This is a genomic window from Megamonas rupellensis DSM 19944, assembly GCF_000378365.1.
GTDB classification, from domain to species: domain Bacteria; phylum Bacillota; class Negativicutes; order Selenomonadales; family Selenomonadaceae; genus Megamonas; species Megamonas funiformis.
Genome location: NZ_KB899580.1, coordinates 1 through 22289, shown reverse-complemented (window position 1 = coordinate 22289; position 22289 = coordinate 1). Strand labels below are relative to the sequence as shown.

At 29.7% G+C, this 22289-nt stretch carries 23 protein-coding genes and 1 CRISPR repeat array (1 of these 24 running past the window's edge); of the genes, 12 read left to right on the top strand and 11 right to left on the bottom strand.

The features are described 5' to 3' along the window. Positions 1 to 810: direct repeats of the CRISPR family, unit length 30 nt; unit sequence ATTCAAATACAACTCTTGTTAAAGTTAAAT; it reaches 337 nt to the left of the window's first position. Positions 811 to 1040: 230 nt separating this feature from the next. The 5 genes from sufU to sufC are packed head-to-tail and all read right to left on the bottom strand — an operon-like array spanning position 1041 to position 5971. Continuing rightward, positions 1041 to 1478, bottom strand: coding sequence for a Fe-S cluster assembly sulfur transfer protein SufU (gene sufU, locus F553_RS0106875; RefSeq protein WP_018999526.1), 438 nt, complete (start codon positions 1476 to 1478; stop codon positions 1041 to 1043). After that, positions 1471 to 2694, bottom strand: a complete 1224-nt coding sequence (locus F553_RS0106870) for a cysteine desulfurase (protein ID WP_018999525.1) — start codon at positions 2692 to 2694, stop codon at positions 1471 to 1473. The genes sufU and F553_RS0106870 overlap by 8 nt, the downstream gene beginning before the upstream one ends. Continuing rightward, on the bottom strand, positions 2684 to 3772 hold the full coding sequence (locus tag F553_RS0106865) for a SufB/SufD family protein (protein ID WP_018999524.1): 1089 nt from the start codon (positions 3770 to 3772) through the stop codon (positions 2684 to 2686). Before F553_RS0106865 ends, F553_RS0106870 begins: the two co-directional genes overlap by 11 nt. A 14-nt stretch (positions 3773 to 3786) precedes the next feature. Then, positions 3787 to 5217, bottom strand: a complete 1431-nt coding sequence (sufB, locus tag F553_RS0106860; protein WP_018999523.1) for a Fe-S cluster assembly protein SufB — start codon at positions 5215 to 5217, stop codon at positions 3787 to 3789. A 4-nt stretch (positions 5218 to 5221) separates the two neighbouring features. Then, positions 5222 to 5971, bottom strand: coding sequence for a Fe-S cluster assembly ATPase SufC (gene sufC / locus F553_RS0106855; RefSeq protein WP_018999522.1), 750 nt, complete (start codon positions 5969 to 5971; stop codon positions 5222 to 5224). Between the two features lie 345 nt (positions 5972 to 6316). Between sufC and F553_RS0106850 the strand changes: the two genes are divergently transcribed. Both F553_RS0106850 and F553_RS0106845 read left to right on the top strand, forming a co-directional pair. Beyond that, entirely contained in the window at positions 6317 to 7210 is an 894-nt protein-coding gene (locus F553_RS0106850; RefSeq protein WP_018999521.1) for a fumarylacetoacetate hydrolase family protein, read from the top strand. A gap of 221 nt (positions 7211 to 7431) precedes the next feature. Beyond that, positions 7432 to 8631 (top strand): MFS transporter, encoded by a 1200-nt coding sequence (locus F553_RS0106845; RefSeq protein ID WP_018999520.1) that lies wholly within the window; start codon positions 7432 to 7434, stop codon positions 8629 to 8631. A 53-nt stretch (positions 8632 to 8684) separates the two neighbouring features. Here F553_RS0106845 and F553_RS0106840 read toward each other — a convergent pair whose 3' ends face one another. The 3 genes from F553_RS0106840 to F553_RS0106830 form a co-directional block, all read right to left on the bottom strand. Next, positions 8685 to 9569 (bottom strand): penicillin-binding transpeptidase domain-containing protein, encoded by an 885-nt coding sequence (locus tag F553_RS0106840; protein ID WP_018999519.1) that lies wholly within the window; start codon positions 9567 to 9569, stop codon positions 8685 to 8687. A gap of 99 nt (positions 9570 to 9668) precedes the next feature. After that, positions 9669 to 12299: a heavy metal translocating P-type ATPase gene (locus F553_RS0106835; RefSeq protein ID WP_244263944.1), complete on the bottom strand. Its 2631-nt coding sequence runs from the start codon at positions 12297 to 12299 to the stop codon at positions 9669 to 9671. Positions 12300 to 12397: 98 nt separating this feature from the next. After that, entirely contained in the window at positions 12398 to 13195 is a 798-nt protein-coding gene (locus F553_RS0106830) for an MBL fold metallo-hydrolase (protein WP_018999517.1), read from the bottom strand. Positions 13196 to 13326: 131 nt separating this feature from the next. On the opposite strand from F553_RS0106830, the gene F553_RS0106825 reads away from it, so the two are divergent. The 10 genes from F553_RS0106825 to F553_RS0106780 all read left to right on the top strand — a co-directional run bounded on the left by F553_RS0106825 (position 13327) and on the right by F553_RS0106780 (position 20770). Then, on the top strand, positions 13327 to 13638 hold the full coding sequence (locus F553_RS0106825; RefSeq protein ID WP_018999516.1) for a winged helix-turn-helix transcriptional regulator: 312 nt from the start codon (positions 13327 to 13329) through the stop codon (positions 13636 to 13638). Between the two features lie 42 nt (positions 13639 to 13680). Beyond that, positions 13681 to 14442, top strand: a complete 762-nt coding sequence (locus F553_RS0106820) for an EFR1 family ferrodoxin (protein ID WP_018999515.1) — start codon at positions 13681 to 13683, stop codon at positions 14440 to 14442. A gap of 9 nt (positions 14443 to 14451) precedes the next feature. After that, entirely contained in the window at positions 14452 to 14883 is a 432-nt protein-coding gene (locus F553_RS0106815) for a rhodanese-like domain-containing protein (protein WP_008537590.1), read from the top strand. A gap of 36 nt (positions 14884 to 14919) precedes the next feature. Continuing rightward, positions 14920 to 15351: a thiamine pyrophosphate-dependent enzyme gene (locus F553_RS0106810; protein WP_018999514.1), complete on the top strand. Its 432-nt coding sequence runs from the start codon at positions 14920 to 14922 to the stop codon at positions 15349 to 15351. A gap of 129 nt (positions 15352 to 15480) precedes the next feature. Beyond that, on the top strand, positions 15481 to 16017 hold the full coding sequence (locus F553_RS0106805) for a flavodoxin family protein (RefSeq protein WP_018999513.1): 537 nt from the start codon (positions 15481 to 15483) through the stop codon (positions 16015 to 16017). A 22-nt stretch (positions 16018 to 16039) separates the two neighbouring features. Beyond that, on the top strand, positions 16040 to 17332 hold the full coding sequence (locus F553_RS0106800) for a purple acid phosphatase family protein (RefSeq protein ID WP_018999512.1): 1293 nt from the start codon (positions 16040 to 16042) through the stop codon (positions 17330 to 17332). Positions 17333 to 17411: 79 nt separating this feature from the next. Further along, on the top strand, positions 17412 to 17750 hold the full coding sequence (locus F553_RS0106795) for a hypothetical protein (RefSeq protein ID WP_008537594.1): 339 nt from the start codon (positions 17412 to 17414) through the stop codon (positions 17748 to 17750). A gap of 173 nt (positions 17751 to 17923) precedes the next feature. Continuing rightward, positions 17924 to 18796: a ribokinase gene (locus tag F553_RS0106790; protein WP_018999511.1), complete on the top strand. Its 873-nt coding sequence runs from the start codon at positions 17924 to 17926 to the stop codon at positions 18794 to 18796. A 58-nt stretch (positions 18797 to 18854) separates the two neighbouring features. Beyond that, entirely contained in the window at positions 18855 to 19880 is a 1026-nt protein-coding gene (locus tag F553_RS0106785) for a LacI family DNA-binding transcriptional regulator (RefSeq protein WP_018999510.1), read from the top strand. A gap of 161 nt (positions 19881 to 20041) precedes the next feature. Then, positions 20042 to 20770: a Bax inhibitor-1/YccA family protein gene (locus F553_RS0106780; RefSeq protein ID WP_008537597.1), complete on the top strand. Its 729-nt coding sequence runs from the start codon at positions 20042 to 20044 to the stop codon at positions 20768 to 20770. A gap of 92 nt (positions 20771 to 20862) precedes the next feature. Here the strand turns inward: F553_RS0106780 and F553_RS0106775 are convergent, their stop codons facing one another. The 3 genes from F553_RS0106775 to F553_RS11755 all read right to left on the bottom strand — a co-directional run. Continuing rightward, positions 20863 to 21291, bottom strand: coding sequence for a hypothetical protein (locus F553_RS0106775; protein WP_018999509.1), 429 nt, complete (start codon positions 21289 to 21291; stop codon positions 20863 to 20865). Between the two features lie 492 nt (positions 21292 to 21783). Further along, positions 21784 to 22020, bottom strand: coding sequence for an Ada metal-binding domain-containing protein (locus tag F553_RS0106770; protein ID WP_018999508.1), 237 nt, complete (start codon positions 22018 to 22020; stop codon positions 21784 to 21786). Between the two features lie 107 nt (positions 22021 to 22127). Beyond that, on the bottom strand, positions 22128 to 22289 hold a 162-nt coding region (locus tag F553_RS11755), incomplete at its 5' end, for an IS3 family transposase (protein ID WP_018999507.1).

Genomic DNA, 22289 nt, shown 5'->3' with positions numbered 1-22289 from the left:
TACAACTCTTGTTAAAGTTAAATGAAAAGTCTCGTCAATGGGCAATTCGTTGCGTACAATTCAAATACAACTCTTGTTAAAGTTAAATTGCCCTTCCGTTTAGAGCGTACAACCTTATTTATAAATTCAAATACAACTCTTGTTAAAGTTAAATTGCCCTTCCGTTTAGAGCGTACAACCTTATTTATAAATTCAAATACAACTCTTGTTAAAGTTAAATTGCCCTTCCGTTTAGAGCGTACAACCTTATTTATAAATTCAAATACAACTCTTGTTAAAGTTAAATTAATGTTATTATAAATACATAAGGAGGTATAACAAAATTCAAATACAACTCTTGTTAAAGTTAAATCCTATCATACCAAACAGAGCCTTCATACTCTTTTTATTCAAATACAACTCTTGTTAAAGTTAAATCGTATTAAATGCTGTTCAAGTGAATGCAAGAGATATTCAAATACAACTCTTGTTAAAGTTAAATCCTTCTAAACGTTCCATTAGGAAATTGAATAAGCCTATTCAAATACAACTCTTGTTAAAGTTAAATGGCAAGAAGCTAAGAGAACTCAATCAAAAGATTTTATTCAAATACAACACTTGTTAAAGTTAAATAATATGCAAAACTGTTGCTGTGAAATCAACCGAAACATATTCAAATACAACTCTTGTTAAAGTTAAATTTCAAGTTATTACTAAAGTATCAAGATAGAGATTTTATTCAAATACAACTCTTGTTAAAGTTAAATTTACATATCTCCTTCTAAAGATCTAATAAGTTTCATTCAAATACAACTCTTGTTAAAGTTAAATGCTAGAAAAATTAATCCTTATGGTTTTTATTATACTATTAAAAGTATTGATAAACAAGGATTTTAGTTATTTTTCACCAGCGATAATGAGATTTGAAGGGATTTAGTAAAAAAGTTTATTTATCAAGGATTAGCGAGATTTTTCTTGATTTTGTTTGGTAAATTTTAGATAAAAAAAGTATCATCTTAATTTTAGTTTTGAACTATTTAAATCAAGATGATACTTTTTATTTATTGAGAGTTTTGGAGGGCTTTGTCTAGGATTGTTTCCATAGTATGCCAGCTGAGTACGGCACATTTTACACGAGCTGGCATTTTGGATATATTTTTAAAGGTAAGAGCTTCATCTAAAGGGGCAAGCTCTTTTTCATCAGTGATTGTGCCTTGAACCATGCCAATGAATAAACGACATAATTCTTTAGCTTTATCGACTGGTTGATCGAGCATTAAATCAATCATGATATCTGTGGAAGCTTGGGAAATAGCACAACCTGAACCTTGGAAACTAGCATCTTCAATAATATTGTTATTGAGTTTTAAGGAGAGCGTGATTTCATCACCGCAATTAGGATTGATACCGTGTTGGTGATGTGTAGCATCTGCTAGTGAACATTTATTATTAGGGTGAAGGTTGTGTTCAGTTAAGATTTCATTATAGAGATTAAACATCGTATCCTAAATAACTCCTTACTTTTTTTATTTGTTCAATGAATTGATAAACATCTTCTTTTGTATTATAGAAATAAAAGCTTATGCGATTTGTTGATTGTGCATTTAGATATTTTAATAATGGGTGAGCACAATGATTGCCTGCACGAAGGGCTATATTCCCATGATAATCGACAAGTGAAGATACGTCATGAGGGTGAATATCTTGAATATTAAAGCTCAATACACCTTTATGCTTTTTATAATCTGGTGAGCCATAAATGGTGATATAAGGCAATTTAGATAATTCTTCCATGGCGATTTTCATTAATTTTTCTTCTTGTTGTTCAATGTAGGAAAATCCTACTTGATTTATATATTCGATAGCGGCTTTTAATGCTATTGCTCCAGATACGTTAGGTGTACCAGCTTCAAATTTTTCTGGAAGTGGGGCAAATGTAGCATCTTGTTCGGATACTGTTTCGATCATTTCGCCACCGCGTAAGAATGGAGGCATTTGCTCAAGTATGGATTTTTTTCCATATAAAACGCCAATTCCCATAGGTGCTAACATTTTATGACCGGAGAATGCGTAAAAATCACAATCTAAATCTTGGACGTCTGTTGCCATATGAGGAGCACCTTGAGCACCATCAACAATGGCGATAGCACCTACTTCATGAGCTTTTTTTATTATAGCTTTTAAAGGAGTGGCAACGCCTAAGACATTTGAAACTTGAGTGATAGAAACTATCTTTGTTTTAGGTGTGATTTTTGTTTGGATTTCTTCATCAGAAATAATACCTTCATCATTTATATACATATATTTTAATGTAGCTTTTTTTAATTTTGCTATCATTTGCCATGGAAGTATATTGCTATGATGTTCAAGAATGGAGATTACGATTTCATCGCCTTCTTGGATATTTTCCATGCCGTAAGTGTAGGCGATGAGGTTTAAGGATTCAGTAGTATTTCTAGTGAAGATAATCTCACAATCTTCATTGGCATTGATGAATTGTGCTACACTGTGGCGAGCTTGTTCGTATTCACTTGTAGCAGTAGCACTCAATTTATAAAGACCACGAAGAGGATTTGCGTTTTGAGATGTGTAATAATTTTCTAGGGATTTTATCACACTTAGTGGTTTTTGCGTAGTAGCAGCACTATCTAAATAAACGACAGGGTTTGCTTCATCATTTAATATAGGGAAATCTTGGCGAAAATTAGTTTTCATGATAGAAAGCCTCCTGTTGATAAGTGGAAATATAAGTGTGAAGTTCTTCAGGTAAATTTGTTGTGATTAATTGAAGTTTGGAGTCAATTTGCATTTGGCGAATTTGTCTTTCATTTAAGCCACGAGTTTGCAGATAAAATAATTGTTCCTTATCCATTTCACCGATAGAAGCGGAGTGATTGCCTTCGATATTATCTTCACCGCAGAGAATTAGAGGAATTGATTTATTGTGGATATCTTCATCAAGTAATAATACATTTTCTGCTTCTGTACCTATAGAACCTTTGCAACCTTGTTTAAAATCTAAAGTTGCACGATGTGTTTTTTGAGCGTTATGCATTAAGATACCATTTGTCGTTAAATTAGTTTTGGTCTTTTGACCTAGGATATTGACAATATAGTTCATATCGAGCATTTGATTTTTAGCAGTTAAATAATCTGTTTGGAAATCTAGTTGTGCATTATTTTGTAGTAAATCAATATTTGCACCTAGATAATTTTTATTTGCACCTAAAGCAATTTGTTGAATGGATATACGAGCATTTTCTTGAGCAAGTGTGCCGATATCATCAAAATTAAAATAATCCTTGCCAAGTGTTTGCAGTTGGATTATTTTAATTTGGGCATTTTTTTCAGCGAAAATTTTTGTACTGCTCGCATGAAAACCTTGATTATGATAAGGGGAATTATAAACGATAATTATAGTAGCTTGACTATTTTCTTGAGCGTAAATATAATTATCATCAATTAAATCAAGATTATCGGTTAAATCATAAATAAAGATTAAAGGTTTTTGGGTAATCGTATTTGCTTTGATAGTGAAATAATTTTTATTACTAGCATTATTTACTACAAATTTATCAGTATCTGAGCCGATACCAGTAGTGATGTGAGGAAAGTTGGCAAAAGTTATATCTTTTTGTGAAGCTAGGGAAATATTTTCCGTGGAATTGATGATTTGAGGTTTGAGGGGAGTTAATTTATCTATATTATCATAAGATATAGTTGTATCATTTAATTTTAACCAACGCCATGTTGGCATTGGTAAACTATTTGCATGTTCAAATTTTATATTCATAGTCATATCTCCTTTTAGCCAATGGCACCTTCCATTTCTAATTGAATTAAATGATTCATTTCTACAGCATATTCTACTGGTAATTCTTTGGATATTGGATTAGCAAATCCATTTACAATCATAGCACGAGCAGCGGCTTCACTTAGACCTCTACTCATGAGATAAAATACAGCTTGATCACTAATGCGACCGATTTTGGCTTCGTGTCCAACACTGGCTTTATTTGTACGCACGTCCATTGCTGGAATTGTATCTGAACGAGAAATATTATCAAGCATTAAAGATTGGCAAGAAACTAGGGCTTTACTGTGCTGGGCTTGTTTGGCTACAACGACAGAACTTCTAAATGTACTAGCACCACCATCTTTAGAAATGGATTTTGTATTGATTAAAGAAGATGTATGAGGGGCATTATGCACCATCTTAGCTCCTGTATCGAGGTTTTGCCCTTTACCTGCAAATGTAATTCCTGTAAATTCTGCTTTGGCATTTTCACCTGCAAGAATTGTCATTGGATAAAGGTAAGAGATATGAGAGCCAAATGAGCCAGAAATCCATTCCATAGTAGCATTTTTACCTACTTTTGCTCTTTTTGTATTGAGATTGTACATATTTTTTGACCAGTTTTCGATTGTGGAGTAACGCAATTTTGCATCATCAGCGACGAATAATTCTACACAGCCAGCATGTAAATTAGCTACATTATATTTAGGAGCAGAACAGCCTTCGATGAAGTGAAGGTCAGCTCCTTTATCTACGATAATCAAAGTATGTTCAAATTGCCCTGCACCTGCTGCATTTAGGCGGAAATAAGATTGAAGTGGAATGTCCACTTTTACTCCAGGTGGTACATATACGAAAGAGCCACCTGACCAGACTGCACCATGTAAGGCTGCAAATTTATGATCGCGAGGTGTTACAAGTTTCATAAAATGTTCACGTATCATAGGTTCATAAGGGCCTTTGAGAGCAGTTTCGATATCTGTATAAATTACACCTAGTTTGGCAACTTCTTCTTTGAGATTGTGATAAACGACCTCAGAGTCGTATTGGGCACCGACACCAGCTAGGGATTTTTGTTCAGCTTGAGGAATACCTAATTTATCGAAAGTATCTTTGATATCTTCAGGTACATTTTTCCATGAACCTTGCATATCAGTATTTGGTTTTACATAAGTTACGATATTGTCGATATTTAAATCATCAATAGATGGCCCCCATGGTGGTACATCTAAGCTGTGGTAGATTTCTAAAGAACGTAAGCGAAATTCACGCATCCACTCAGGATCATTTTTTTTAGCAGATAATTCTTCTACGATTTCAGGAGTGAGACCTTTTTTGAGACGATAAGCATCTTTTTCTGCTTTTTTAAAATCATAACGATTTTCTACACGTTCAGCAGTTTGATTTATATATTCATTTTGTCTTTTTTCTGCTTCATTCATGATTTTATTCTCCTTGTCCAGTGATAAAAGGTTCATAGCCTTGTTCGTTGATGATTTTTATTAAAGAAGCATCTCCTGTTTTGATGATTTTTCCATTGATTAAGATATGAACATAATCAATATGGAGATATTCAAGGATTTTGCTATTGTGAGTGATAATTAATAAAGATTTTTGCTCATCTTGTTGGAATGTCTGTATACCGCGAGAAACAGTTTTTACAGCGTCAACATCAAGACCAGAGTCTGTTTCATCTAGGATAGCTAATTTAGGATTTAGCATTAATAATTGAAGCATTTCAATTTTTTTGCGTTCGCCACCAGAAAATCCTACATTTAACTCACGATTAATCCATTGTTCATTGATACCGAGTGTCTTAGTAACAGTTTTTAATTTATCGCGAAAAGCTTTTAGGCGGATTTTTTCTTTTGTTTCCATAGCAGTACGGATAAATTGAGAGATAGAAACACCAGGGATTTCTATAGGGCTTTGGAAAGATAAGAATAATCCTTTTTGAGCACGTTCATCAGTTCTAGCAGAAGTAATATCTTCATCTTCGAAAAATATACTTCCACGGTCTACTTTATATTGAGAATTGCCCATAATAACATTGCCTAATGTAGATTTTCCTGCACCATTAGGGCCCATTAAAATATGAGTTTCACCTTTATTTATAGTTAAATTTAAATTTTGTAAAATTGTTTTATCTTCAGCACTAGCGTATAAGTCCGTAATATTTAAAAGAGATTTAGTCATGAAATATATCCTCCTATCCTACTTTTATAGTAGGTTTAAAGTTTATGAAAATATGATAATTACTTGTTTATATATAGATTTAAAATATATTTATAAATTAAAAGAATAAAAGAAATTTATATCTTATTTACTATTATTTTAGTATGAATAGTATATAATGTCAAGATGAATATAAAATAATTTATTAGAGTAAATACAATAATAAATTTAGTTTGGTAAAAGAACTATATAAAATTATTTTCCTTAAAACCTATTTATTGAATAGGATTATAAAATAGAAGGATTTTAGATAAAAAATGTATAATATATATTTTAGTTAGTATGTGAGGAAAGGAATGAAAGATAATGAAGTTTGTAAATTTTAAAATAGAAGATAAGATATTGATAGGTGTTTTAGCAAATGATGAAGATAAGATAATAGCACTTAATGATTTATATGCAGATAAAACTTTTTGCTGTATGCAAGATGTGATTGAACAATTAAATGAAGATGATATAAAAAATATACAGACAAAATTAGATGATGAAAATAATGATTTTAAGAGCTATAAATTGAGTGAAGTTAAATTATTATCACCAATAGAAAGACCAATACATGACATTTTATGTGTGGGTGTAAATTATCAAGCTCATTTAGAAGAAGCTAGTGAACGAGCAAAAAATTTCAAGAAAACAAGTAATGATGCAGTTTATTTTGGCAAGCGTGCGATTAAAATAATTGGTACAAATGAAGATGTACAAGCTTGTTTAGACATAGATAATGCTTTAGATTATGAAGTGGAATTGGCGGTAATCATAGGAAAAACTGGCAAAAATATACCTGTGGATAAAGTAGAAGATTATATTTTTGGTTATAGTATTTTCAATGATTTTTCTTCACGTAGATTGCAATTAAAACATATGCAATGGTTTAAGGGAAAATCTCTAGATACTTATAGTGCTATGGGCCCTGTTATTTTGCATAAATCAGCTTTGCCATTTCCTGTAGAGGTGGATATAAAATGCAGTGTAAATGGGGAACTTCGCCAAAATTCAAATACAAAATTATTTTTAAATGATATACCAAAAGTAGTATCAGAATTATCACAAGGAATGACTTTAGAAGCAGGAGATATCATTGCTACAGGTACACCATCAGGTGTAGGTATGGGATATAAACCAGGAAAATGGCTAAAATCTGGAGATGAAGTAGTTTGTGAAATTCCTCCAATCGGTAAATTAATAAATAAAATCAAATGATTTTGGGAAAAAGAGTAGATTTTAAAATCTACTCTTTTAATTTTGTGTTTATTGTGTAAAAAAGAAAAGACATTTAGCAATGTTTTTAATATATGAAAGCATAGTATTTATAAAAAAAAATATATATAATAGTAAACGTTTAACGAGTTAAATTACTTATTATTAGTAATAATAAGTACAGGGAATATAAATAAAAAAATAGTAAAGGAGATCATAACATTATGTTTAATATCAGAGTAATCATGTTGATTATGCTTAGTTTTGTATTGGGTACTTGTGAATATGTGGTTATTGGTATTTTGCCGAATATTGCAGAAGATTTGAATGTATCAATCACGCAAACAGGTTTATTGATTTCTGCATTTGCCATAGTTTATTCAGTGGGCGCACCTTTAATTACGGCATATCTATCAAGATTTCCTAGATATCGTACGGTTTTAAGTTTAATGTTTTTATTTACACTAGGTAATGTGGCTTGTATGTTAGCACCTAATTATCCAGTTATGTTAGCTTCAAGAATATTTTTGGCAGCTGTATCTAGTGCTTTAATTTCAATGTCAATGACATTTGCTCCAGATGTTGCACCAAGAAAATACACTTCTTCGGTAATATCTTGGATTTTTGCTGGCTTTAATATTGCTTCAGTATTTGGTGTTCCATTTAGTATGTTTATCGTACAATTTGCAAGTTGGCGTGTAGCATTTGCTTTTATCGTTGTTGTTAGTGTTTTATTGTTATTATTAATGGTTAAATTTTTACCAACGAAAAACTTACCACCAACTAATAATATTATGGAACAATTAGTATTATTAAAAGATAGACGTATTATTATGGCAGTAAGTGCAATGATTTTAAGTGGTTCTTCTGCATATTGTTTCTATACTTATTTATCTCCAATTTTATTAGATAAAATGGGCTTATCTGCTAATTTATTGACTTTAGCATTTGTTATCTTTGGTGTAGCGGCAATGATTAGTAATTTGTTATCTCCTATGCTCAATTATTGGGGCGGTATGCGTATTTTATGGATGATATTTGCAGGACAAGCAATATTTTCTATTTTATTGACTTTTACTATGGAATCATTTATTTTAGGCAGTGTGGTTATTTGCTGTTTAGGTGTATTGATGTATTTATTAAACACACCAACACAGATGTATTATTTACAGGTGTCCAAGAAATTCTATCCAGGAACTTTAGCATTAGCAGGTTCACTTACATCATCTTCTTATAATGTAGGTATTGCTGTAGGTTCCTTTGCAGGTTCATTATCTGTTGATTTAGCAGGATTAAACAGCGTAGGTATCACAGGTGGGGTATTTGCTATTTTGGCTACAATCATAAGTTATTTATTAGCAAGTAGAATAAAAAGAGAGTATAAAGAAGTAATTGTAAGAGCAATGCGTATGTTAAATAAATAAAAAAGAAGGCTTTTCTTAGTAGTAGTGAAAATGATACTAAGAAAAGCCTTTTGTTATTTATTTAGATTTTTAATGATATTAATAGCGATTTCTTTGGCAGTGGAGCTTAATGCTTGAGGATTTTTAGGGTCATCTAAACGTACAGAATAATATGTTTGTTGATTATTGATCTCATAAAAACCAGTGAACCAAGCATCAGTATTTTCACCGTTTACTTTACCAAAACCAGTTTTGCCATAAATTTTTAGACCAGTGTTATTATCTTCATAAACTAACATTAATTCTTTTAGTTTAGCTAAAGCCATAGGATTTTCATTGGTAGAAAATAGGCGATTTAATAATTGTACTTGTTCTAATGGTGAAATCTTTAAAGAAGTTTCTAGCCAGAAGCCTTTTAAATCTCTAGGATCATCATCTAAATCTGTTTTTCCGTCCCAATCGGAAATATCTTTATTGCCATAATCGAATTTATCGATATATTTTTGCATAGTATCTTGTCCGATTTCATCAATGACTTGGCGATAATACCAAACACAAGATGTTTTAAATGCTGTATCTAAATCGATATCTTTATTCCATGCATCATACCAGTAAATAGTGCCATTCCATTTTCGAAGAGAATTATTAATGTCAATAGTCTTATTGTCTAAAGCTACATAAGTGGAAAAAATTTTGAAGGTAGAGCAAGGAGAAGATTGTTTGGTGCTTAATTCATCATTGTAAATATTATATGTATTTATATCAGGTGTATAAAATACAGCCGTACCATTAATATTTTCAAAATAAGAAGATAAATCAATGGAATTTTTTGTTGTTTGAGTTGTTTGCATGGAAGTGTTTTGATTGCTTGATGAAGTTGAATTTTCAGCAGAGGTGCAATTTGTAGTGAATAAACAAATTGTTATAACGCAGATGATTTTTACAAGTGTTTTAAACATAAAAAAATCCTTTCTATAAAATATGATTTTTAATATTATAACATAGACTTAAAAATTTTCAATAGATTATAGAAAGGATTTTTAATTATTTTATATTATTTATTTTATAGCAGTAACTTCATAGCCTGCTTCAACAATGGCATTAGTTATTTGCTCATCTGTAACATTTTGATTTACATGAATAACAGCATTTTTATTTTCAAGACTTACTTTTACATCACTGACACCATCTATTTTTTCCAGTGCTTCTGTAGCATGTTTTACACAGTGTTGGCACATCATACCTTCAATAGATATAATTTTTTCAGTCTGTTTTTCATTATTTTTGTGGAATAAATTATTTAATAATCCCATATTATCGTCTCCTTTTGATGTATTTAAATCTATTGCTTGAATATTTATGGCAGTAGATGAATTATCTTTATTTATGGATGAAGTTTGATAATTATTTTGGAAAAAACGCAAACGAAGAGCATTAGTTACGACAAAAACGGAGCTAAAACTCATGGCTAGAGCACCAATCATAGGATTTAGTTTTAAACCAAAAGCAGTATAAAATAAGCCCATGGCAATAGGAATACCTATGATATTATAGATAAATGCCCAGAAGAGATTTTCACGGATATTTTTGATAACGGCTTTACTTAATTTTATAGCAGTTACTACATCGAGTAAATTATTTTTCATCAAAATAATATCAGCGGAGTCAATAGCGATATCTGTACCAGCACCGATAGCAATACCAACATCAGCACGAGCAAGTGCAGGAGCATCATTTATGCCATCACCTACCATAGCTACTTTTTGTCCTTGATTTTGGAGTTGACGAATTTTAGCTTCTTTATCTTGAGGTAATACATCAGAAATTATATTATTTTCTTCAAGATTTATTTGCTTAGCTATCTGTTTTGCTGTGATTTGATTATCACCCGTTAACATATAGATATTGATACCGAGATTTTTTAATTCTTGAATGGCTTGAGGACTTGTTGCTTTAATTGTATCAGCGATAGCTATTAAGCCAAGGATTTTATCATCTTTAGTGAAGTATAAAGGTGTTTTTCCTTGCTGGGCTAATTTATTGCCTAGGGAAAATAGCGGTTCATTTTCAATATCATGAGCGATTAATAATTTTTGATTGCCTGCAAGACAAATGGATTTGTCAATAATACCGGATAATCCTTGCCCTGCTATTTGTTTAAAATTTTCTACAGCTAGAGTCGATATATTGTGTTTATCTGCTACTTGAAGAATGGCTTCACCTAAAGGGTGTTCAGATAATTTTTCTAATGAAGAGGCAATAGTTAATAATTGTTGAAGTGTTACTTCTTTTGAAGTATAAATATCTGTTACTTGAGGTTTGCCTTGAGTTATTGTGCCTGTTTTATCGAGAACAACTGTATTGATATTGTGAAGAGTTTCTAAAGCTTGGGCTGATTTAGATAAAATACCTAAACTTGCACCTTTGCCTGTGCCAACCATGATAGCTGTAGGTGTAGCAAGTCCTAAAGCACAAGGACAAGAAATAACTAATACACAGATACCAATAGATAAAGCAAATTCTAAACTTTCGCCCTTAAATAACCAGATGATAGTGGCAATAATAGCGAATGTTATTACAATAGGAACAAAGATAGCACTGGTTTTATCAGCGATTTTGGCAATAGGTGCTTTGGAACTAGTGGCATCATCAACTAAATTTATGATTTGAGCTAAAGTAGTATTTTCGCCAATTTTAGTAACACGCATTTTAAAATAGCCTGATTTATTGATTGTACCACCAATTACAGTTTGGTCAATGGTTTTATCACAAGGAATAGGTTCACCAGTGAGTGAAGATTCATCAATAACGCCATGACCTTCAATAATAATGCCATCTGTAGGAATACTTGCACCTGCTTTGACGATTAGAATGTCATTTAGTTTTACATCATCAATAGAAATTTCTTGTTCTTGATTATTTTCTAAGCGAAGAGCTGTTTTCGGTGCTAAATTCATCAATTTGGTGATAGCATCAGATGTTTTATTTTTAGCTCTACTTTCGAGAAATTTTCCTAAGGTAATCAAGGTCAAAATCATACCTGCTGATTCAAAATATAAATCCATACTGAAATGATGAGCTGTAGAGAAATCTCCATGACCTAAGGCAAAGCTTATTTTATAAATGGCATAAATACCATAGATAATGGCAGCACTTGAGCCAAGGGCAATCAAAGAATCCATATTAGGCGAAAGTTGAAATAATGTTTTGAAGCCTACGCTATAATATTTGAAATTGACGAATACTATAGGAATTAATAATAAAAATTGAGTAAAAGCAAACGAAAGAGCATTTTCTGTACCTAGAAGTAAAGAGGGCATAGGTAAGGAAAACATATGTCCCATAGAAATATAAAATAGAGGTAACATGAAAATAATAGAGATAAATAAACGTTTTTTCATTTGTGCATGAATATCTTCTACTTTATTTTCAATTTTTATAGGACTTTGTTTGTTCAAAGATTGATTATAATGCAATGAAGCACCATAGCCAGCTTTTTCTACAGCTTGAATGATTTCATTTGTGGATAATAATTTTTCATCAAATTCCACAACCATAGAATTTTTTAGTAAATTCACTGAGTGATTGATTATACCAGGTAATTTACCGACAGCTTTTTCTACTCTACTAGAGCAAGCCGAACATGTCATACCTGTGATATCAAAATGTTCTTTTTGCAAGAATATCACTTCTTTTCTTTAGGATATATAATTTATATATCAATTATAATAAAAATGATAATTAATTTCAATATTTAAAGAGATTTTTCTGATAAATGTATTTTTGTTTAGATAATTTCTCCATCTTTTGGCACGAAGATATAATCGGTTAATTTATGTTGAGTGATAAATTCGCTTAATTGTTGACGGTTTAAAGTGGCATGACCTACAGTATCTAAATGACTAGCTATTATTTTTAAATTAGGAGCATATTGATGAAGTTTTAAAATATCATCAGTTCCCATGATGATAGAGCCACTATGTTCAAATTGGGCATCTGCACAGTTGATGATAATTTTAGCAGGTGCATATTGAGCAATAGCATTTTTGACAAAATCACAAAATATAGTGTCGCCAGCTAGATATAAAGTTTCTTCGTCTTTATGTTGGAAAATAACCCCCATAGCTTCATAGCGGACACTCATGTTAAAATAATTACTTGTAAATTCAAAATATGGCACTGTTAGAGCTTTTATACCATGTTGACAATCAACTTTATAGAGCTTGATATCATCAAATGAATTGCCTTCTTTTGTTAAAACTTCGATATTAGTAAAGTCATGATTTATCAATAATTGTTTATCAATATCATCTTGAACGTAGATTTTTAAATTTCTAGGTAGTGCCTGAACTGCAAATTCATCAAAATGGTCGATATGGTAATGTGTTAAAATTACAGCATCAATATTATCAATGATTTTGGAAAAGGCAAAGGGTAAATCTACAAGAGGCCATTTAGTATTGGGATTAAAACATTTTGGTATTGGTGGATAAAAATCTTTAGGTGCAAACATCGGATCAATTAGAAATCTTTTATTGGCATAAGTTATGATTAAAGTAGCGTTGCGTATTTGTTGAATTTTCATTATAAAAATCCTTTCTGATATAGATTTATAAATTTGTTATAATAATATCACGGATAAAAATGTTTATGAAGAAGGTACTTTAAAGTATTATAGTTTCTTCAAAGATAGTAAAGAAATGGAAGAGGAGCAATATGGAAAAAGAATTATTACCTTGTGATGTAGCTGTATCTTTACAAATTTTTGGAACAAAGATAAAAATATTAGTAGTTAAAGAATTGTTAAAAGGAACAAAAAGATTTTCAGAATTAAATAGAGCTATTCCTTGTACACAAAAAGTATTAACATCTAATTTACGTGAATTGGAAAAAGATAAAATCATATCTCGCAAAGTCTATGCTGTAGTTCCACCTAAAGTGGAATATTCCTTGACGGAAATAGGTAAAACAATAGAGCCTATAATAAATTTGATGAGTGAATGGGGAGCGTATTATAGGAATTTATAAAATCTATTTAAGGAATAAAAGAAATGGAGAATTTAATAAGTAATGATATATTATTTTTCAGGAACTGGAAATTCGTATCAAGTGGCGAAATTATTGGCATATTTAACACAAGATAAAATGCAAGATATCAGCACTGTAAAAGATTATAAGCATGATGATAGTGTAATGGGATTTGTTTTTCCTGTACATTGTTATGATGTTTTAGATTTAATGCAGGATTTTATAAAAAAATTAGAGATAAAAAGCGATAAGAAAATATATTGTTATGCTGTAGTTACTTGTGGCGGTAAAGTAGGAAATAGTTTTATAACAATGCAAGATTTATTAAAAGCTAAAAATATAGATTTAGCATATAGAAATGAGGTATATTTACCAGATAATATCTTAAGTTTTTGGGGTAAAAAATACGATTATAGCTCATTGAATACGTATAAAGATAAAGTATTAAAAATTGCAGAAGAATTAAATCAACGTAAAACTAGTAATAATGTTTTAGTAAAAAAATCATGGTGGTATGTAATAAAGAAATACATTTCATGGTTATTTATAAAGAAATGTTTACAAAAGAAGACAGTCAAAAAGAATTGTATTCATTGCAAGCGATGTGTAAAACTTTGCCCTACAAACAATATCATTGAAGAAGCAGGAAAAATAAAGTTTAAGTCAAATAATAATTGTATATACTGTTTAGCATGTATTCAGTGGTGTCCAATGCAGGCGATTAATTTTGGCAATTATAATTTAAAGGATAAGCAATATCATCATCCAGAAGTAGTAGAAAATGAATTGTTTAAACGTTGGTGAGGTGTAATTATGTTTAAATATGTGAAGTATATATTAGTAGTTATGGTATTAGGTATGGGTTTAATAGCTTTTAATCAAATAGCAAAAGCTGATAATGAAGTTGTAGATGTAGGTGAAAATATCAGCTTTCGACAAATTGATCCTGAACAAGCAAAACAGTTTATGGACAGTGAAGAAAATTATGTGATTTTAGATGTAAGAACTAAACCGGAATATGAAGATGGTCATATTAAAAATGCTATATCTTTGCCAAATGAAGAAATTAGCCCTGATAATAAACTATTACAAGAATTATTATCTGATAAAGAACAAATGATATTAGTTTATTGTAGAAGTGGTAGAAGAGCTACAGACGCTTCAATTAAATTAGCTAAGATGGGTTATGTAAATGTTTATAATTTTGGTGGCATTGTAAATTGGCCATATGAAATTGTGAAATAGATATAAAACTATTGATGAAGAGAGGAGTTATATATAATGAATAATAGAGCTGAAGCATTTAAAAAATTTTTAGAGGAAAAAAATATTAATAGTTTTCAGGTAAATGAATTTGAAAATAATGAATTTAATACAGTAGTTTTTCGTTCAAATCTTGATATTAAAGGACAAAAATTGCCTGTACTTGTTATTTTAGATGATAGTATTTATGGCATGATAAGGGTTTTTGTAGCAGCTAAGGCTTTAAATAAAGATAATGAAACAGAACTAAGAATAGGGATAAATGAATTAAATAAAACGTATAAATCATTTAAATATTATTTTGACAATGAAGATAATTTAATTTTAGATTGCTGTATTCTTCTCAACGAAATAGAAAAAGAAGGTAACTTGATTTATACTATGTTTGATGTGATTATAAAACATTTGAATAATGAGTATAAAAATTTAATGCAGTTAATTTGGAAATAAGAAATACAATGCTTAAGTATTTATTATAAATTAATAAATATTTAAGCATTTTTTTATTGACATGAAGTTTACTCTAAGGTTTATAGTATAAATAACAAAAGAAATGTATTATTTAGAGGAGAGATTACAATGAAAAAGAATGTTGTTATATTGTCAGCTAGTCCAAGAAGAAATGGAAATTCTGATATTTTATGTGATGAATTTATGAAAGGTGCTACTGAAGCTGGTCATGATGTAGAAAAAATTTTTTTAGCAGATAAAAATATTAAATATTGTACAGGTTGTGGTGTTTGCAATACTACACATGAATGTGTGCAAAAAGATGATATGAAAGAGATTTTAGTTAAATTACTCAAAGCTGATGTTATCGTCATGGCTAGTCCTGTTTATTTTTATACAATTAATGCACAGATGAAGACTTTAATTGATAGAATTGTGCCTCAATATACAAGTTTAAGCAATAAAGAATTTTATTTTATAATCACAGCAGCAGAAACTGACTTAAATATGATGGAAAGAAGTATTGAATGCTTTAGAGGCTTATTAGATTGTTTAGAAAATCCAACTGAAAAAGGTATTATTTATGGTGTGGGTGCTTGGCAAAAAGGAGAAATAAAAGGCACTAAAGCTATGCAAGAAGCATATGAAATGGGGAAAAATGTTTGATAAAAGAATATGAGGTGATTTAATGAAAAAAAGAATAATTATTAGTGTATTGTTATTAATAATTATCTGTGCAGTAGGAATAATGTCATATTCACCACTTAGAAATAAAATAGAACAGGTATTTTTTGCTACAAAAGTATATAATTTACTAAATAGTGAAGAATATATGAATTTACATCAAGTAATCACAAAAGATAGTGCTAATAGTAGAACTATTATGTGGCAATCTTTGAATGATAGAGAAGATTTTATTTTAGAATATAAGCAGGAAAATGAAGATGAAATTTTACAAGCTAAACCACAGAAAAGTATTTTAGATATTGATAATAAGAAGATTTATATTTATGCTGTAACTTTAGAAAATTTAAAAGCTGATATGGTCTATGATTATAGATTAGGCTTTGAAAATAATCGCAGTGATTGGTATAAATTAAAAACAGCAAAAGAAAACAATAATAAATTCAAAGCTTTAATTTTTCCTGACTCTCAATCAAATGATTATACTGAATGGAAATCATTGGCAATGAATGCTTGGCAAAATAATCAAGATAGTGATTTCTTTATAAATATGGGCGATTTAGTAGATAATGGATATGATTTAGTGCAGTGGAATGGCTGGTTTGATGGCGTAGAACCAATGGTAAATAATATACCAGTAGCACCAGTGCAAGGAAATCATGAGACTTATACTACTGATTGGCAAGTAGCTATGCCGAATGTGTATTTAGAAATGTTTAAATTACCAACAAATGGCAATGATAAATATCAAAATCAATATTATTCATTTGATTATGGTGATGTTCATTTTACTGTGATTAATACTCAAGATGATGAAATGGCAGAATTTGAGCCAGATTTATTGAATGAACAGATTAAATGGCTAGAAAATGATTTAGCTACTACAGATAAAAAATGGAAAATTGTATTAATGCATAGAGATATTTTAAATTATGGCAGAGATGCAAAACCATTAGGTGATGAAATAAGCTTTTCCAGACATGGTGAAATCTATATGCCGATATTTGATAAATATGATGTTGATGCAGTATTAACAGCACATTTACACACTTATAGACGTAGAGCTTTAATCAGAGATTTTGCACAAAATGAACAGGGAACGTTGTATATACTCACAGGCGTAGCAGGTAATGTACGTTATCCAAGTTTATGGCATAAAAATCCACTTGATGAATATGTACCACCACAGCCAGAAACTAATAATTATTTAGTTTTAGAAGCTGATGAAAATAGTTTAACTTTTAATTGTTATTTGCCAGATAATACACAGATAGATACAGTCACTTTGACAAAATAATAATATATTAACAATAGAATTTATGGTATAATGAAAAACATTGATATTTAGTATAATACATAAATAGCGAGGTTTTAAAATGTTACCATTAAATTCTCAAAAGGCTTTATTTTCTGGAGAAGAAGCAAATGTAATAAGATTTGCTTTGAGTATTTTTTTACAGACTGACTTTGCTGGATTGACTTCGAAAAAAGAAGAAGAAAAAGCAAAAGATTTAGCACATTTATCTTTAGATAAATTTACTAATCATGTAAATGATTTTACATTTAAAGAACTTTGTGTAATGGCTGGTGCTGTGGATAATTTAATCGCTTTGATTGAAGATGGCGAAACTTTTGGTATCAGTGAAACACAGATGAGAAACTGTAAATTCTTTTTACCAGCAGTAAAACAAAAATTAATAGAGCTTGTAAAATAAAAAGGGCTTTCTACAAGATTTTTTATCTATGTAGAAAGCTTTTTTCTTATAAATAATTTTTTATTTTTAGATAATATTGACTAATTGAAAAAATGATTGTATTATAATTATAGTTTTTAAAAATCAAGTAAAACGTTTTATTAAAATAGATAAAAATAAAGGAGAAGTTATTTATGAAGATTTTAAATTTCGGTTCGTTAAATATTGATAAGGTTTATGCTGTTGAAGAAATTGTAAAAGGTGGAGAAACTATCGACTCTATAAGTTTTAGTGAAAGTGTAGGCGGTAAAGGTTTAAATCAGTCAATTGCCGTAGCTAAAGCCGGCGGAAATATCATGCATGCTGGTTGTGTTGGTAAAGATGGAGAGATTTTATTACAAGCTTTAAAAGATAATAATGTAGATACATCTTTGATTAAAACAGTAGAGACAGCAAGCGGACAGGCTATTATTCAAGTTGATAAACATGGACAAAATTGCATTATTTTATTCCATGGAGCTAATTATGAAGTGGATAAAGCTTATATTGATGAAGTAATGCAAGATTTTGCACAAGGTGATATTTTAATTTTACAAAATGAAATTTCCAATATTGATTATATTATTGAAGTAGCAAAAGCTAAACAAATGAAAATTTATCTAAATCCTTCACCAATCAATGAAAACCTTAATAAATATAATATGCAGGCAATAGATGGAGTTTTTGTCAATGAACATGAAGGGGCATATTTAGCTGATAAAGAAAAAGTTGAAGATATATTAGATAGTTTAGCTAGCAAATATCCTGAATTAGAAATTATTTTAACTTTTGGTGATAAAGGTGCATATTATCGTCATAAAGATATAAATATTTTCCAACCTGCATATAAAGTTGATGCTGTAGATACAACAGCTGCTGGAGATACTTTTACAGGATATTTCATTGCTTTAAGACAACAAGGTAAATCTATTGAAGAAAGTTTACAAAAAGCAAGTAAAGCGTCTTCAATTACAGTATCAAGAAAAGGAGCAAGTATTTCTATTCCTAAAATTGCAGAAGTGGATTGAACTGAAAAAACATTTTTTCTATAATATTTATAAATAAATAATAAAGGTTTGAATAAATATGAAGTCACGTGTTACTATCAAGGATATAGCACAAAAAACAGGTTTTTCAGTTACAACAATTTCTTTGGTATTAAATGATAAAGCAAATCATATTCCTCGAGAAACAAAATTAATCATTGCTAAAGCTGTAAAAGAAATGGGATATAGACCAAACAAAATGGCTGTAGGCTTAGTAAAAAAGCAAAGCAATATTATTGGTTTTGTATTACCGGATATTAGAAATCAGTTTTTTTCATATACAGCTAAAGTTTTAGAAGATGAATGTCATAAATACGACTGGAATTTATTGATTTGTAATTCAGATAATAATCATAAACAAGAATTAAAGCATTTAAAAATGCTCTGTGATTATATGGTCGATGGTATCTTTTTAAGTATGGCAGCTAATAGCACGGAAAAAGAAGTTGAAGAAACCATAAATTTTTTAGAGGATAATAAGATACCATATTGTCTAATTGACCGTGATATGTTTGATATCGGCAAATATAAAATCAGTGTTGACCATTTGCAAGGTGCATATTTGGCGACAGAACATTTGATAAAATTAGGGCATAAGAAGATAGGCTGTATAACTGGGCCTTTAATTTTAGATGATGCACGACAAAGACTAGCAGGCTATAAACAAGCATTGAAAGATAATGGCATAAAAATAGATGAAAATCTAATTTTTGAAGGAGATTATTCTTTTGAAAAAGGGAAAATAGGCTGTGATAATTTATTAGCGAAAAATATAACGGCAGTATTTGCAGCAAATGATTTCTCGGCTATGGGGGCATTAGCTAGTATTAAAGAACATAATTTAATAGTACCTAGAGATATTTCTATTGTGGGTTATGATGATATTGCGTTTGCGTCATTATTAGAAGTTCCTTTGACAACAGTTCGTCAACCGATAGATGCAATTGGACAAAAGGCAACAGAAGTAATTAATCAATTAGTAAATAGTGAGGAAAATATAGATAGTAAAATCATTATTTTAGAACCTAAATTGATTGTTAGAAGTAGTACAAAAACTATAAGTTAAAAAATTGAGTATACCTAAAGATACTTAACTAATATATAATTTTCCTGAATAGATATGCATGAATTTTTGATTTAAATTTAATAAATCCTACCTATTCTACTATAAAATAGTATGATATAATAAAAAGAAAGAATTTATGTATGTTTAAGGAGAGGATTTTAATGGCAAATCCAGCTATGAAAATAATAGGCAAGGCGTCTACAGAATATGTAGATTCTCCTGCCACTTTGAAAGGTACGATTACAAAGGCATTTGGCTTGACACTTGTTACTATTGCTTCAGCAATTGCTTCTGGTGTATTTTTAGCCAATAGCCCAGCTGCTTATGGTGTATTGATATTAGGTATGATTGTGGGTGTAGTTTTAACGCTTGTTACTTGCTTTAAACCACATTTAGCACCAATGACAACACCTGGCTATGCCGTTTTTGAAGGTGCAGTGCTTGGTATTATTTCTGCTCAATTTGAAAGAATGTATTTTGGTATTTCTGCTATTGCAGTAGGAATTACTTTGGCTACAATGATTTTAATGCTTGTTTTATGGAAAACACGTATTATAAAAGTTACAGAAACAGTACGTTCTGTGATTATTTCCATGACAGGTGCTGTAGCGATTTTCTATTTCGTGAATATCATTGCAAGTTTATTCGGTTTCCATATGATGCCAACAAGTGGTATTTTTGGTATAGCGATTGGCTTTATTATCGCAGGTGTAGCAGCATTTAATTTGCTTTTAGACTTTGATAATATTGAACAAGCTGTAGCTTATGGGGCTCCGAAGTACTATGAATACTTCTGTGCTTTTGGTTTACTCTTAACTCTTGTATGGCTCTATATCGAGATTTTAAGACTTTTACAGATGATTATGGCTATGTTTGGCAATGATGACTGATAAATAAAATGATTAAAGATTAATAAAAAAGCTATTTGAGATTATCCTAAAAAATGGATATATGCTCAAATAGCTTTTTTATTTGTTAATTATTAAATATGAAAGAATGTAAATACTAAAAATCCGATACAACTTGCAATAATACCTGCACAAGAAGGCATGAAATATCTTGTTCTAACTAAGCAATAAAAAAGGCTGATGGTAAAAATAGGAATGAAGATAAAAGGTATACATAAACCTAAAATCATAGCTATGCTTTTGTTAGCTAGAGCAATTACAATTAAAGGTACGATATTAAATAAATGTCTAAATTTTCTTAGCTTGAGACTATATTTATACATTAAGAAGATACCTAGTGGATAAAATAAAAGCCATGTAATGATGATAAATGAATCTTTTTTATAAAATTTATCTTGTTTTATATTAGCAAGATATAAATCTGTTTGTTCTTTGTGAGCATCACCGAAATTGATTAATTTTTTAGTTAAAAAGTTTGGTGCTTGTTTGTTAGAGTTCTCCATGATAATATTCATCTCTTTTCATAACTTTTTAGTAAATTTCATTGGAAGCTTAGCGTAATATTATTTAGATTAATAAAATAGAATATCACTAGAATTTAATAGAGAATGATTAATTGCAAATAATTTATATTTGATGATTTATCAACATTAATAATTAAAAATTTCTCTAAATGATTAGCTTCTTGATTAGTACATTAGTTAGCTTGAAAATAATATGTTTAATTGTCATTTTAGTGAAATACTTCTTTAATTAATCTTTGTGGATATACACTCCTTTGAAATTTATTAATAGTTTTAAGAGATTTATTAGAAAAAGGGATATTTGATTTGTTTTTATCTAAGTATAAACTAATGTACTATTTAAAGTATATTCGTTTTATTCTAATAATTCAATTAAATTTTCAAAAATGATTAATAAAAAATAAAAAGACTTAGTTTACTAAATGAAAAACCAAGTCTTAATTAAAATTTTAATTGATTAAATTTAATATTTTATGGTTTACATACTTTGCAAGGTACATATCCATAGCTAAAAGCTTCTTCACGACTACTAAAATATATGGCATTACCAGGATTGATTTTTTTAGCCCAGCGACAATCTGTATAGTGAAATTTATTGCTTTGAGATGAACCAATATAAGTTGTAGCTGTTGCTATATTTAAGGTCATCAATAAAGTAACTAAAGTTAATAAAATAATGGCAGTTTTCTTTTTGACTTGTTTAAACATAAGATACACCTCTATTATTTTTTTAATATATTATATGTAGTATATAAATATTATTAGAGAAAAAGATAGACAAATTTGATATGCACCCAAAATATTGGACATATTAATTAAGCTACTAATTGAGACTTAGTTCTGTATTCTACAGGACTAAGTCCTTTTAGTTTTATCTTTATCCGTTTTGTATTATAATATTTTATATAAGATTTTAACTCTTTTATAAAATCTTCAACGGATTTGAATTTTTTTAAATAGAATAATTCGCTTTTTAG

Excerpts from the sequence above, each read along its gene's own strand:
- sufU (WP_018999526.1), bottom strand. The coding sequence starts at position 1,478 with ATGTTTAATCTCTATAATGAAATCTTAACTGAACACAACCTTCACCCT.
- F553_RS0106870 (WP_018999525.1), bottom strand. The coding sequence starts at position 2,694 with ATGAAAACTAATTTTCGCCAAGATTTCCCTATATTAAATGATGAAGCA.
- F553_RS0106865 (WP_018999524.1), bottom strand. The coding sequence starts at position 3,772 with ATGAATATAAAATTTGAACATGCAAATAGTTTACCAATGCCAACATGG.
- sufB (WP_018999523.1), bottom strand. The coding sequence starts at position 5,217 with ATGAATGAAGCAGAAAAAAGACAAAATGAATATATAAATCAAACTGCT.
- sufC (WP_018999522.1), bottom strand. The coding sequence starts at position 5,971 with ATGACTAAATCTCTTTTAAATATTACGGACTTATACGCTAGTGCTGAA.
- F553_RS0106850 (WP_018999521.1), top strand. The coding sequence starts at position 6,317 with ATGAAGTTTGTAAATTTTAAAATAGAAGATAAGATATTGATAGGTGTT.
- F553_RS0106845 (WP_018999520.1), top strand. The coding sequence starts at position 7,432 with ATGTTTAATATCAGAGTAATCATGTTGATTATGCTTAGTTTTGTATTG.
- F553_RS0106840 (WP_018999519.1), bottom strand. The coding sequence starts at position 9,569 with ATGTTTAAAACACTTGTAAAAATCATCTGCGTTATAACAATTTGTTTA.
- F553_RS0106830 (WP_018999517.1), bottom strand. The coding sequence starts at position 13,195 with ATGAAAATTCAACAAATACGCAACGCTACTTTAATCATAACTTATGCC.
- F553_RS0106825 (WP_018999516.1), top strand. The coding sequence starts at position 13,327 with ATGGAAAAAGAATTATTACCTTGTGATGTAGCTGTATCTTTACAAATT.
- F553_RS0106820 (WP_018999515.1), top strand. The coding sequence starts at position 13,681 with ATGATATATTATTTTTCAGGAACTGGAAATTCGTATCAAGTGGCGAAA.
- F553_RS0106815 (WP_008537590.1), top strand. The coding sequence starts at position 14,452 with ATGTTTAAATATGTGAAGTATATATTAGTAGTTATGGTATTAGGTATG.
- F553_RS0106810 (WP_018999514.1), top strand. The coding sequence starts at position 14,920 with ATGAATAATAGAGCTGAAGCATTTAAAAAATTTTTAGAGGAAAAAAAT.
- F553_RS0106805 (WP_018999513.1), top strand. The coding sequence starts at position 15,481 with ATGAAAAAGAATGTTGTTATATTGTCAGCTAGTCCAAGAAGAAATGGA.
- F553_RS0106800 (WP_018999512.1), top strand. The coding sequence starts at position 16,040 with ATGAAAAAAAGAATAATTATTAGTGTATTGTTATTAATAATTATCTGT.
- F553_RS0106795 (WP_008537594.1), top strand. The coding sequence starts at position 17,412 with ATGTTACCATTAAATTCTCAAAAGGCTTTATTTTCTGGAGAAGAAGCA.
- F553_RS0106790 (WP_018999511.1), top strand. The coding sequence starts at position 17,924 with ATGAAGATTTTAAATTTCGGTTCGTTAAATATTGATAAGGTTTATGCT.
- F553_RS0106785 (WP_018999510.1), top strand. The coding sequence starts at position 18,855 with ATGAAGTCACGTGTTACTATCAAGGATATAGCACAAAAAACAGGTTTT.
- F553_RS0106780 (WP_008537597.1), top strand. The coding sequence starts at position 20,042 with ATGGCAAATCCAGCTATGAAAATAATAGGCAAGGCGTCTACAGAATAT.
- F553_RS0106775 (WP_018999509.1), bottom strand. The coding sequence starts at position 21,291 with ATGGAGAACTCTAACAAACAAGCACCAAACTTTTTAACTAAAAAATTA.
- F553_RS0106770 (WP_018999508.1), bottom strand. The coding sequence starts at position 22,020 with ATGTTTAAACAAGTCAAAAAGAAAACTGCCATTATTTTATTAACTTTA.